The organism is Streptomyces sp. NPDC057137, from assembly GCF_042670825.1.
Taxonomy (GTDB): Bacteria; Actinomycetota; Actinomycetes; order Streptomycetales; family Streptomycetaceae; genus Streptomyces.
Genome location: NZ_JBHUUW010000041.1, coordinates 19729 through 31974 on the forward strand (window position 1 = coordinate 19729; position 12246 = coordinate 31974).

The 12246-nt window shown below is 59.0% G+C and carries 12 protein-coding genes; 11 read left to right on the forward strand and 1 reads right to left on the reverse strand.

The genetic code is table 11. The features are described 5' to 3' along the window. Positions 1–135: 135 nt before the first annotated feature. The 11 genes from ACFT9I_RS27075 (at position 136) to ACFT9I_RS27125 (ending at position 11356) form a co-directional block, all read left to right on the forward strand. Entirely contained in the window at positions 136–624 is a 489-nt protein-coding gene (locus ACFT9I_RS27075; protein ID WP_382568378.1) for a DUF3846 domain-containing protein, read from the forward strand. A gap of 209 nt (positions 625–833) precedes the next feature. Next, the gene (locus tag ACFT9I_RS27080) at positions 834–1187 is read left to right on the forward strand and encodes a hypothetical protein (RefSeq protein ID WP_382568379.1); all 354 of its coding nucleotides are present in this window, start codon (positions 834–836) and stop codon (positions 1185–1187) included. A gap of 68 nt (positions 1188–1255) precedes the next feature. Further along, positions 1256–1492: a hypothetical protein gene (locus ACFT9I_RS27085; protein ID WP_382568381.1), complete on the forward strand. Its 237-nt coding sequence runs from the start codon at positions 1256–1258 to the stop codon at positions 1490–1492. Between the two features lie 449 nt (positions 1493–1941). Beyond that, positions 1942–4161 (forward strand): type IV secretory system conjugative DNA transfer family protein, encoded by a 2220-nt coding sequence (locus ACFT9I_RS27090; RefSeq protein ID WP_382568382.1) that lies wholly within the window; start codon positions 1942–1944, stop codon positions 4159–4161. A gap of 190 nt (positions 4162–4351) precedes the next feature. Then, entirely contained in the window at positions 4352–5101 is a 750-nt protein-coding gene (locus ACFT9I_RS27095; protein WP_382568384.1) for a replication-relaxation family protein, read from the forward strand. 81 nt (positions 5102–5182) lie between these two features. Then, positions 5183–5410, forward strand: coding sequence for a helix-turn-helix domain-containing protein (locus tag ACFT9I_RS27100; RefSeq protein ID WP_382568385.1), 228 nt, complete (start codon positions 5183–5185; stop codon positions 5408–5410). Continuing rightward, positions 5410–6984 (forward strand): tyrosine-type recombinase/integrase, encoded by a 1575-nt coding sequence (locus ACFT9I_RS27105; protein WP_382568387.1) that lies wholly within the window; start codon positions 5410–5412, stop codon positions 6982–6984. The genes ACFT9I_RS27100 and ACFT9I_RS27105 overlap by 1 nt, the downstream gene beginning before the upstream one ends. Before the next feature lie 76 nt (positions 6985–7060). After that, positions 7061–7972 carry a nucleotidyltransferase gene (locus tag ACFT9I_RS27110; RefSeq protein WP_382568389.1) on the forward strand — a complete coding sequence of 304 codons (912 nt, stop codon included), beginning with the start codon at positions 7061–7063 and terminating at the stop codon, positions 7970–7972. 50 nt (positions 7973–8022) lie between these two features. Beyond that, entirely contained in the window at positions 8023–8613 is a 591-nt protein-coding gene (locus ACFT9I_RS27115; protein WP_382568486.1) for a hypothetical protein, read from the forward strand. 17 nt (positions 8614–8630) lie between these two features. Then, a complete protein-coding gene (locus ACFT9I_RS27120) occupies positions 8631–10367 on the forward strand; it encodes a diadenylate cyclase (RefSeq protein WP_382568391.1) in 1737 nt (578 codons plus the stop codon). 113 nt (positions 10368–10480) lie between these two features. Then, the gene (locus tag ACFT9I_RS27125) at positions 10481–11356 is read left to right on the forward strand and encodes a hypothetical protein (protein ID WP_382568393.1); all 876 of its coding nucleotides are present in this window, start codon (positions 10481–10483) and stop codon (positions 11354–11356) included. Between the two features lie 354 nt (positions 11357–11710). On the opposite strand, the gene ACFT9I_RS27130 is transcribed toward ACFT9I_RS27125, so the two are convergent. Continuing rightward, complete coding sequence (locus ACFT9I_RS27130; protein WP_382568394.1) at positions 11711–11998, reverse strand: hypothetical protein; 288 nt, start codon at positions 11996–11998, stop codon at positions 11711–11713. Positions 11999–12246 lie beyond the last annotated feature (248 nt).

Sequence of the window (12246 nt, forward strand, 5' to 3'; positions counted from 1 at the left end):
CCGTCCTGGTGATCCGCAAGGGTCATCGGGGCGGGGCTCATCTCCTTAACAAATCACTCGCTCTTGAGCTGCCCACTGGGGCGCAATCCGGCGCCCCAGTGAATCAGTCCCACGAGTGAGAAAGTACGTGGTCGCATGATTACTGGCATCCTCTTTCCTGCCGACGAAGACACCCCGATCGTAAAAGTCGAGGTTGACGCGGAAAATCTGGAAGTCATGCAGGGCATCGTGGAAGGCAAGTTCGAGGCGCATAACCTCGACAGCCCGCCGGCCTCGATCTTCTCGAATGACGGCGCGATGCTTTGGTCGCTGCCCTTCAACGAGCGAGCCACGTTGCTGTTGTGGCAGCACGCCAAGGAACTCCGCGGGCAGGTCTACATCAGTGGGGACGCGCTGCTCACTGGTATGCCGGATAGGCGCGGCTTCACCAAGTCGGTTCCGTCGGAGCTGGTAACGCTCCTTCTGGAAACCGAGACGTACCACGTTGAGTTCTTGCACCGGCCTGACGGACCGTGGTCAAAGAGCCGAACCGTCTTCACGAATTGGCTTGAGGCGTACAACTTCGCCATCATCCATGAACAGACGTTCGCGACGGTCCGGAACGCTCGGGTCGTTAGCGCGTAGCGGCCACAGACGACCGTGAGGACTGCCCGCCACCTGCTAGGTGGCGGGCTTTCTCGTTACCCCCGTAATCGGATGTTGTAAATTCTACTCTTTGCGTAATTCGTTGAATCTGTCATAACTAAGTGCAGGTTAAGGGAATCTTTGGCCTTACTCGTTGATCGAGTACCGATCCAACCTCGCTTAGCAATATGCGAGAAGGGACACCCGAAGTGGGTAACAGGGGCTACAAGCTCATCAATCCGTACGGGAATGTCGAATACCTCGACGACCTGGAGATCGCGAAGATCTACGTCGAGCGGGACGGCTGGCGCTGGCCGGGCGGCAAGGAGCCGCGTTCACCGCGTCGCGGTGGTGCGGGTCGGATCGCTCGCGGTGTCGCAGCGGCCGGGATCGCCGGAACCGTCGCCAGTGCTCCGATCAATCCGGAGCAGTCGAGCACCACAACCCAGCGGAACTACGGCCAGTCACAGCTGAACTCCGAGGGCACCCGTCAGGGGAGCACCAACCGTGGCGCCACCCGAGACAAGGGCCGCCGTACCGGTGGCTCAGGTCAGCAGAGCTAGTACCTGCACCCAGGTTGCCCGCCGACTCTTCGTGAGTCGGCGGGCAACCGCAGCACAACTATCAATGAATGGAAATTATGAAGAAATTATCAAGAATCATCTTTAGTGTCATCTTGACCGCCTGCGGTGTAGGCGTCATGCTGTTTGCCGCCACGTTCTTGCCTCAAGTATCAGACTGGATCACGGGTTGTTTCATTGTCGCGCTGTTCCTTATCGGGGTGACTATGGCCTGGGGCGGCATCGCTATAGCGAGAGGCGCCAATGTGAGGGATATTATTGGCGCGATATTGATTAACTTGCGGTGAGCTTTCGGCGCGGTGAATCGCCCATATCTTCCAAGCGAGAAACTGCGGGAGAGGCTCCAGCCCTACGGCTGGAATTTTTATTGGCAGCCTAAATAGTTGAACTCATCAACCATTAAGCTCGCTATGCCAAAATGCTTCATTGGGGTTTGCGTACCCAACAGTCCTTGGCCTGCTTTACGTCTCATTGCGCCCAACCCCACTCCTACCAGGGGTTGCCGGTTGTTCGCGTAGATGTTGTAGCTTGCACCAAAGTCGTTGAACCACCCCGTTAGATTCCCCATAGTGGAATATGAGAGCGAGCGCTGACGAGCAGAAACGCCGACAGCCGCCGCTCAACTTCCACGACAAGTCGCGTGCGCCCAAAAGCACAAGTCCCCACGGTAGTCACCGTGAGGACTGTTTTGTGGTGCCTGACTACTGGAAGCAAGTAATGCTGAAAGGAGGAGTCTATGAAACATCAAGCTACCAACCCTAAGCCGAGAGGCCATCCGCCCTCGGGTCTGCATTGGTTCGAGGTGCACTTCCCGCACGAGCTGACTGCCGCCGAGGTGGTCAAGACGCTCCAACCACTCGCCACCCGGCCACTGGTCGGCTGGCGCAAGCGAACGCCCACCACCGTCTTTGAACTCCGCGCCAAGATGGGCAGTGTCCGCTACCTGCTCGGTGTCGACCACCGGATCAGCAAGGAGCTGCCCGCGCAGTTACGCGCCCAACTGCCCAGCCTGGTGTTCACCCCGTTAGATCGTCCGGGGCGGCCGTCCCCTCACCTCGTCATGGATGTGTGGCCATCCAGTTCCACTCAGCCGCTTCGTACAGAGGTGGCACCAGCCGTCACCGCCGGGCTCCTGGAGGTCGTGAGCGGCCTCGGCAAAGGTGAGTCGGCCGTTGTCCAGTGGGTCATCGGGCCGGTGCAGCAGCGAAGGACGAGGACGGAACCGTTCAGCGTCGCTCGTGCTTTGGGTCTCGTCGCCGCCGCTCACGAGACCACAGAAGACAAGCGTCGCTGGAAGCAGAAGGCCGCCGAACCGCTGTTCGCGGTACACGGGCGGCTCGGTGCTCGTTCCGCTAATCCCGAACGAGCCCGCGCCGCCACGCGCATGTTGAGCGACGCGCTCCGTCTGACCAACGCCGCTCACGCAGAACTCAGAATATCCCGACCAACCACCCACACCATTCGCCAGCTCGACCACGCCACCACGGCGCGTTGGGCTGGCGTTTTGAATGTCGCCGAACTGGCAACCGTCCTTGGCTGGCCGGTAGATGGCAGCGGTTCACTCGGTGCCGCCCACGGTCGTCAGTACCCGGCACCTCCGTCACTGCTGCTACCGGTGAAGGCGCAGCACCAACCGACAGAGCGCGTGCTCGGGGCCGGCCTGCATCCAGGTCAGACCGACCAATTGGTGAGGCTGCCGACAGAGAGCGCGCTGCACCATACGCACGTCATTGGACCGACAGGGAGTGGTAAGTCAACGCTGCTGGAGCAGTGGACGCTTGCCGACATCCGCGCAGGCCGAAGTGTCTTCGTTCTTGAGCCGCGCGGCGACCTGGTAGAAGCCATCCTGGCCGGCGTGCCTGCGGAGCGACGTAAGGACGTCGTGGTCATCGAACCGGGTTCGGCCGACGAGGTCGTCGGCTTCAACCCGCTGGCCGGCCCGGTCGGTGGTGCGGAGCAACGAGCCGACCACCTGCTACACCTATTCCACGAGCTGTACGGGGGCAGCATCGGGCCGCGAAGCAGTGACGTGCTTCTGCACGCCTTCGTCGCACTGGCACGCAGCGATCACGGAACACTGGCCGACCTGCCTGTCCTGCTGACCAACGCGGCGTTCCGGCGTCGCACGCTCGCAGCGGTGAGCGATCCGCTCGTCCTGGCGCCGTTCTTCGGTTGGTACGACAGCCTCTCGGAAGCGGAGCGGCAACAGGTGGTCGCGCCAGTCCTCAACAAGACCCGCGCCTTCCTGACGCGGACGCCAATCAGAAGACTGCTCGGTCAAGCCCACCCGCGGTTCGACCTTGACGAGCTGTTCCAACGACCGCGCATCGTGCTGGTGAACCTGAACACTGGCGTCATCGGGACGGAGACGGCACAGCTCGTCGGCGCGCTGCTGGTGACACAGCTCTACCAGGCGATGCAGCGACGCGCCTTGATGCCTGCGACCAAGCGGCAGCCGGCCATGGTCGTCATCGACGAGGTGCAAAACTACCTACGGCTGCCAGTGGACCTCGGCGACATGTTTGCCCAGGCGCGCGGCCTTGGCGTCGGGCTCACGGTGGCGCACCAGCACCTCGCACAGCTCACCGCCAAGATGCGCGCCGGATTCACGGCGAACGCCCGTAACCGTGTCGCCTTCCGTCCCAGCACCGAGGACGCCGCACCGCTTGCGGCGGTGCTTGGCGGCGGCTTGGTGGCCGCTGATCTAACCCGGCTGGGCGCACACGAGGCGTATGCCGAAGTCCTGGTCAACCAGAGCCCGAGCGACCCCTTCATAGTCCGTACGCGTCGCGGTGACGGCTCGGCTGTCAGTGATCCGGCCGACCTTCGACGCGAGAGCGCGGGGCGGTACGGGGTCGACGGCCAGGGCCTCGACAAGCAACTCCTCCAGCGCTGGCAAGGCCAACCCTCGACACCCAACACACCCATAGGGCAGGTGCCACGGAGGCAGCCATGATGATGGTTCGTTTCCCTGGTTCGCCTCGACCTTCTTGTCGTGTTGTTCGCGGTCGTCGGTACTTCCCTGTTGTTGGGCTACCGGCACCAAAGAAACTCTCATCGAGAGAAGGTCTCCGATGAGGCCGTCTCCATCTACCGGCGCGCGGGTGGCTCGTCTGCGTCAGCGTCTCAGTGAGCGTGACCTTGCCGTGCTCGGCGCACTGCAACGCGTCCGACTGCTGAGTCTGCGACAGATACAACGGCTGTTCTTTGCGGATGGGTCACCCGGTGCCAGGACGCGCCGCGCACAGTTCCTGATGAAGCGCCTTCACCGGCATGGTGTCGTCGTGCGGCTGTCCCGCACCATCGGCGGCATCCGCGCTGGGTCGTCGGGGTTCGTTTACGGGCTGAGCGGTCTTGGACAAGCCGTCGTCGACACGGGCGGCCCGGTCGGCGGCAAGCGTCGCCGGGTCTGGGAGACGAAGCCGTACTTCCAAGACCACATGCTCGGAGTGTCAGAACTCTACGTTCAACTGGTCGAGCAGCACTGGGGTGGTCGCGGCGACCTCCTGGCCTTCGACGCCGAGCCGAACGCGTGGCGTCACCACACCGGCCCCGGCGGCGAGCTGGTCGTCGTCAAGCCCGACGCGTACATCCGGATCGGCACGGCCGCCCTTGAACGTAGCGTCTTCGTGGAAGTCGACCTGAGCACGGAGACGCTGCCGACCATCCAGCGCAAGTCACAGCGGTACATCGAGTATTGGCGCTCCGGTGTCGAGCAGCAGTGGCGCGGCGTCTTCCCCAAGGTGGTGTGGCTCGTGAAAGACGACCACCGACGCGACCGCATCCAGTCCGTGATCCGAAAGCTTGCCCACGACGCACACGAGCTGTTTGAAGTCGGGCTTCTCCACACGGGCGGGCCGCTCATAAGCGACGCACCCCAGGGAAGCGCCGCATGATGCAGAAACCACAATGCCGAAGTCCACCGAACCCATTAACAAACACAGCCAAGTAAGTTACAACTAAAGGAGGTACTTAATATGAGAGAAGAAAATACTCCAACCAACGACGCCCGCAGCCTGGCCGACTCGATTCAGCTTCTCACGACCCGTGAGGCCCGTATGAAGCTGCGGATCAGCCAGTGGAAGCTGTACGACCTATTTCGGTCGCGACGACTTGACTCGGTGCGTATCGGGCGGCGACGCTTTGTTCCGGCCGAAGCACTCCGCGCCTACATTCAGCGGATTTCGCGGGAGTCATTTGCCTGATGGCTCGCCGTAACGCCAACGGCGAGGGCACGATCTACCGTCGCAAGGATGGGAGATATGAGGGTGCTGTTTACGTCCTTACGACCAGCGGGACACAGAAGCGGGTGCGCGTCTATGGCGCCACCCGCGCCGAGGTTCACGGCAAGCTGACTGAGGCAAAAGCGAAGGATCAACAGGGCATCCCTGCCGCAGATAAGGCGTGGAAACTTGGAGACTACTTAGACTACTGGCTTGCAGAGGTAATCAAGCCGAACCGACGTCCAACGACATACGAGCTGTACGAAATTAATGTCCGCCTCTACATCAAGCCCGCACTCGGCACGGTGCCGTTGACTCGGCTTACCGTTCCGCTGGTTCAACGCTTCTTGAACCAGCGGTTAGCCGACGGTCTGTCCGTACGTAAAGTGCAGATGCTGCGGGAAACGTTAAGCCCGGCACTTACGCGAGCAATGCGTGAAGAGATCGTATCCCGTAATGTGGCGATGCTCGTAGAGCTGCCCGGTAAACAGGAAACAGATATTGTTCCGTGGACGCCCCAAGAAATCATCCGCTTCGTCACGGCTGCCGAGAGCCACAAATGGTTTCCAGCGTTCTTGCTCGTAGCGCTCTACGGACTGCGTCGCGGAGAAGCAATCGGTTTGAGATGGCAGGATATCGACTTCGCCAACAAGGTTATCCACGTCCGTCAGCAAGTCTTCCGCGCCAATGGCGAAGTGCAACAGGGGCCTGTAAAAACCCATGCAGGGCGACGGGATTTACCGCTGCTAGATGCCATCTCTGCACGACTCATCAAGCACCAGGAAGAGTACGGCCACCTGTCACAAGATACGGGCCTCGTATTCACCACCTCGACAGGGCGAATGATCGAGCCCTACAACTTCACTCGCGCCTTTCAGACCATCCTGTTGCGTCACGGTATCCGACGCATCAAACTGCACCACGTCCGGCACACGGCGGCAACGATCCTCAAGAACCTCGGTATTCCAGCTCGTGATGTACAGCTCATCCTCGGTCATAGCGACATTGCCATTACACAGCAGATCTATCAGCACGACACCATGGACTCACGCCGTGAGGCTTTGAAACTGATGGAGGGTGTCGTCGTAGAGACGCAGCAAACGGATAAGAGCGAAAGCCTTGAGGCGGTGGTGGCTGTGGTTGACGGCAACGGTAGCCGTCAAGTTAGCCGTCAAACCCAAAAAATGGCCGCCTTGAGCGACCAGTTCTCTGAAGAACCAAAAAAGTCACCGAGGTTACGCGGTGACTTTTCGTGGCTGGGATGGAGGGATTCGAACCCCCGAATGCTGGTACCAGAACTAGGCGCGAAGCATCAGGACAGTCTCTACAGCAGTCGCGTGACGGAGGTGAGACACGCTATGGGTGTGCAGGCGCGCGCGTGGGTACTTGGTGTCGTTGCCGTCGCTTTAGCCGTCAAAAAAATCGGAGGCAACGAACCGACTCTCGCGGCTCAGGTTGAGCTCACCACCCCAGTGCCGGCCGTGCGACATAGAACATCGGAACCCACTACGCACGGCGCTAGTGATTGCTCCCTTCCGTCCCATTATGAGAGGTAATGTCTCACTCGTTTAGATGCTTGTAAAAATCATTCACTAAGCGCATAATGCGAGTAAATGCGAACGGGGAGAAAACGTGACCGCACTAGAAGAAAAGCTGGCCCGCTACAAGGCGCGGTCGAGCAGCACAGAACAGGAAAAGCAAGAGCGAGCAGAGCGTATGGTTCGTACTGCTGTTAGCGCATGGAGCGGCTTCGATGACGTCTCATTGGGTTTCCTACCCAAAGGCTCCTATAAGAACAACACCAACGTGCGGGCTGACAGTGATGTCGATATCGCAGTCGTCCACGGCGGATTCCACAAATTCAACGACGGTGCCTTGCACGATGGTGACAAAGTCATTCGCCGCCCTGTCACTTGCAAGCGATACGACAATGCCAGTTTGCGGACCGAGCTCGAAAAGGCAATGCGCTCTGCCTACGGCACTGACTGTGACACCTCGGGCTCGACAGCCATTGAGATTGCCGAGAACGGTGGCCGCGTGAAGGCAGATGTCGTACCGTCCTTTCAACACCGCAGATATTACTACGATGCGCAAGGAAAGGTGCGCTACTTCGAAGGCACCACCACACGTCGTACGGATGGCGAGTGGGTTATCAATTACCCCGACCAACAGTATTCGAATGGCGTTGCTAAGAACAACCGCACTGGCAAGCGCTATAAACAGATGGTGCGCATTCTAAAGCGTGTTGAGAACGATCTCGTTGCCGCAGGTCAAATCGGGGCACTGCCGAGCTACTTCATGGAGTGTCTCGTGTACTGCGCTCCTGATACACTATTTAATCACCAGGGCAGCACCCCACTTACCGAGGACTTCTCGGCAGTAGTCAGGCACATTTGGAACAAGACCAAGCCTAATGGACAAGCTAAGGGATGGTACGAACCGAACGGCATCAAACCGCTGTTCGCCGACGGCCAGAAATGGTCAATGGAGCAAGCGCACCAACTTACCCTGAAGACCTGGCAGCATCTGGGGTTGGGTAGCTGATGAACTCTAAAGTTCGAGTCGGTATCGGTATTGCTGCCCTTGTAGGACTGATGCTGGCTTTGCTCGCCGGCCAAGGGATATCTGAGATCCCTTTCCGCGTGTTCTCTATCGCTGGCCTTGTCGCCACACTGGTGTTCGCACTATGGGAACGGTTTATCTGGAAGTGGAGGACAGTCCGTTACTTCACAGGGGTTCCCAACGTCGCTGGAACATGGCGCGGTGAGCTGATTTCCTCTTATATCAAGCCTGACGGAACACAGGTTCCCCCTATCCAAATAGCCTTATACATTTCTCAGACCGCCTCCAGAGTGACCGCCACCCTCTTTACAGGCGAGTCCAAGTCGTTTAGTGAGCACGCTAAACTCATTCATGATCAAGATGGCCGTTGGCGCCTAAGCTGGCAGTACGTAAATACGCCTCGTCCTGGCGTTCGCGACCGGAGTGAGCGCCACTGCGGCGCGGCTGAGGTCTTTATCGGTTCACAACCTGGTGAGGGGCTAGAGGGTTCTTACTTTACCGACCGTCGTACGGATGGCGAGTTGCATCTTACTGAATGGTCGTCGGCTCGCTATGGAAGTGCGGCAACAGCGCTCGCCGCGGGCGGGTTTCGTGATGCTCAGCCGTATGTACGGGGAAACTAGGGCGAGGGCAAGGGGCTATGGCAAAGCGCTATATTGATCAGTTCATGTGGGGTTATCAAGATTTTTTCCGAAGTGCTCTGGAAACTGAGGTTGATTCGGTTTTCAAGTCAGTCGGTTTCCACGGTAACCCTAAGACAACACTGGTCGGCTTCCAAGTTTCCGGCCAACGCGCATTCAGCATCTGCATCGAGCAAGGTGAGACTCGCTATAAGCCGTCAGACCTTGAAAGCGTGCAGCAGCTGGCAGATCAGAAGTACGCGGCGAACTCTGACAGTAACTCTTTTCACAGTGACCCTCGAATGAACGAGAGCTTCCATGCATCCCTAAAGAATCGGATGCGAGCTGAAGCTCTTGAAGAAACTTTATCCAAGCTCTCGGGTGAAGAGGAACGAGTCTTCTTTGCTGGTAATGCGGTCCGCGTTGACGATTATGCGGTACACATCATCATCAGCGTTGATCGGCAGGCTGTTGCTGGCGTACCGAGAATTTCGACGGTCAAACGGGACCGATTCAGAATTCACCCCTCCTTGTTTCATGCTGTCACTTCGACGACGCTAGGGCTAGCGGAACAGTCACTATATTTCCCCGATGCAGGAACTAGTCTTCGAGTTCTTCATTCCAGCCCAGGGGAGGTAGTACGTTCTGCTACAGAGTCCATGATGCACGCTCTGCTATATTGTGCGGGCTATTGGTTCGGCAACGACTCCCACTTGTTGATGAACAGTCTTTCTGCGTTGCCGTATGAAGGGCGTGAAGGCTCCGGGCGGCTTGTACTTGCAAAGTCGGATGACCCAGCAATCGACGTCATGGTAAGTCTCAGCCGGCCGATCTCCGCTCGGAATATGCTGGCTGTCCGGAAAATTCTGGAAGCTAGCGGGCCAACAGCTGATGTTCTATTCGACGGCGAGAAAGTCTACGGCCTAGGAAATATCAACTCTGCGTACGACGCAACCACCGAGTCCGTCTTCGTCGTCACTTTTGCGTCTCGTGGCGTATGGGAGCTTTCACACGCCGGTGTTGTCCTACTTGCTGTCCGCGATGGAATCCCCAGTTTGCCAACATACGTATTGGATGAATTTTACTTCGTCGACCTGATAGAGCGGCTGTTTCCGCAAGGGGACACTGATCTTTTGCTTGAGGCAGCCCGTGCAGCTGGCGACCACAGACACGGAGCAATGTTGGTAATCTCTGCCGATGCGGCGGGAGAGGCACAACGGCTTTCTCCGCAATGTTGGTCCGTGAGCCCTGCGCCTTTAGCACCAGAGTTGATTACACAGCTCACAGATATGGACGGCGCTGTTCTTTTGGACCCGAGCGGTCAGTGTCATGCTATTGGGGTAATCCTCGATGGTGAAGCTCGTGGAGAAGGAGATCCAGCCCGTGGAAGCCGCCTTAACAACGCCGTGAGGTATCTAGGGAGCGATTCGCCACCTGCAATCGTTGTGGTGTACAGCGCGGATGGTGGTATTGATATCCTCCCTCATATGCCCTCGCGGGTGCGTAAAGAGGACGTCGAGAAAGCTGTGACTAACTTCCTTGAACTGGCAACTCGCCGACCGCCAGATTTCGAAAGCACCTATCGCGCCTGGGATGCAGTTAAATCGTTTGTGTTCTACCTATCGCAAGCGCAATGCGATTCATTGAACAAAGCGCGAAATGATCTGGAAGAGTGGCGAATGGAGAACAATGGTATGCAGGTCGGTGAAAGTCAACTGGAGCCTAGCGCCGCAATGAACGATACGTATTGGTTTTAATCGAAGGGCTGCACGGAGTTGTATCGAATCTTGCCCAGCTGGATCAGCGCGTACCCCGCTCGATCCGGCCGACTCAGCCGCAGCAGGCATGACGCCGTGAGGTAATAGCTGTCGTGGATCAGAACTCGTTCCGGAAGCTCGTGGAAGGCCAGCTCCTTCGGCTTGAGGGCAACGCCTTCCAGGACTGCATGGATCGGCTCGGCCTCGTGCTGTACCCCGGCGACTACCAGCCCGTGCGGGCGGCAGGGCCAAAGGGGGACACCAAGAATGACGGCTACTGCCCGAAGGCTCGGGTGTTCTTCGCAGCGCATGCCACGCGCGGCGAGCGAATCGACAAGACCAAGGCCAAGATCCGCGGTGACTTGGAGGGCTGCCTCCAGGAGCACCGTGACGTGAGGGTGTGGCGCTTCCTCACCAATGACACCGTGCCTGGCGAGGTCGACCAGTTAATCGACAACGAGCTGCGTCCCTTGCACCCGAGCGTCACCATCGAAGTGTGGGGGATCAAGACGCTTGCCGATGTGATCAGCAAGCTCAAGCAGGAGCAGATCGACAGGATCACCGACGTCATCACGGTTGACGAGCCAGAGTTTGAAGTCGTGGTGCTCGACCACATGAAGACGGGGCGAGACCTCTGGCCGATCCTGTCCGGCTGCATGGGCTGGCTGCCGCATGAGGAACCAGACGACTGCACCGACGACGAGCAAGACCTCATTGACAGCGCCGTTCAAGCCTTTCAGGACTGGAGCGACATCTCAGGAGACATCGAGTCCTCTCGCTCCTCGGTACGGGATGCGCAGAGAAGCATCACCGCCATCCTGGAGGACCTTTCGGAGAAGAAGCTCGCCGTTTACGCCGCAACGACAGACGACTACCCGCTTACCGGAGGCCCATCGCCATCGTTGGGTACTGTCGCCATCTTCAGGATCACTCGGGTGGTTGAAGGGCAGGACACACCGACCAGCAGCCGACCGGTGCGCGCCCCCTAGCGCTCAGGAACAGCACGCCAACCCGGTTGCGGTCTGGCCGCCAGGTCATCATCGTTCAATGCGTTAGGGCGCGGCCCTGGCGCGTCGTTACCAGGGAGCCCCGGCTCGCCGGCTTGGCGCTGTCGCTCTCGACCCACGCCAGCCCCGGCTTGGGATCACCAGGAACCAGCACGCGGCGCTTGCGCCTTGGAGCCCGCCACCATCGGTGTACCGCGGGGAGGCCGAAGAGCCAGCCGACTCAACCCGAGGCCGGCGGCAGCCCTTGATCCCTCCAATCAAAAACACCCCGTGCCACGGTTGGCTGCGGGGTGTCTGTGCGTCTGAGTGCCACTGGTGGTCGTCCGTGAGATGGCGCTACGCGTCAGCCTCCCGGATGTGCATGGTCTCGGTTCGCATACCGAAGTTCTGGACCAGCAGGAACAAGCGGACGGCACCGTCTTCCATGACGGGGCGGCTCTCCAGCCATACGACGCTGCCGGGTTCCTCCGGCTTGCACTCGATGATCAGGCGCGGGACAAGCTTGGCGCTCTCGTACTCGCCTAAGTCGATGCGCTGCATGTCGAGCCGTGGCGGAACGTCGACGGACAGCGAAAGGCTGTTGCCTTCTTCGTTTTGGTGTGTCTTTAACGCCTGCGTGGGCATGGTTCTAGGTTCCTCATGGTTGTTAGTCGGTATTTCCCCCAACTGCCCATGGGCTACAGACTACCTAGGCGAAAGAAAGTAACCACAATTTAGCGTCACTCCCCAATCTGCGGGGGGGGGGGGGGGGGTAACTCCTCGGTGCTTCTTTTAACCCCGCACTCTACGTTACGTGACGAAAGACAGGTAACGAATTCCCTTACGGGGGATTATCGCACACGAGCTGAATCCATGAAAGAAATTACACACCT

Excerpts from the sequence above, each read along its gene's own strand:
- ACFT9I_RS27075 (WP_382568378.1), top strand. The coding sequence starts at position 136 with ATGATTACTGGCATCCTCTTTCCTGCCGACGAAGACACCCCGATCGTA.
- ACFT9I_RS27085 (WP_382568381.1), top strand. The coding sequence starts at position 1,256 with ATGGAAATTATGAAGAAATTATCAAGAATCATCTTTAGTGTCATCTTG.
- ACFT9I_RS27090 (WP_382568382.1), top strand. The coding sequence starts at position 1,942 with ATGAAACATCAAGCTACCAACCCTAAGCCGAGAGGCCATCCGCCCTCG.
- ACFT9I_RS27100 (WP_382568385.1), top strand. The coding sequence starts at position 5,183 with ATGAGAGAAGAAAATACTCCAACCAACGACGCCCGCAGCCTGGCCGAC.
- ACFT9I_RS27105 (WP_382568387.1), top strand. The coding sequence starts at position 5,410 with ATGGCTCGCCGTAACGCCAACGGCGAGGGCACGATCTACCGTCGCAAG.
- ACFT9I_RS27115 (WP_382568486.1), top strand. The coding sequence starts at position 8,023 with ATGCTGGCTTTGCTCGCCGGCCAAGGGATATCTGAGATCCCTTTCCGC.
- ACFT9I_RS27120 (WP_382568391.1), top strand. The coding sequence starts at position 8,631 with ATGGCAAAGCGCTATATTGATCAGTTCATGTGGGGTTATCAAGATTTT.
- ACFT9I_RS27130 (WP_382568394.1), bottom strand. The coding sequence starts at position 11,998 with ATGCCCACGCAGGCGTTAAAGACACACCAAAACGAAGAAGGCAACAGC.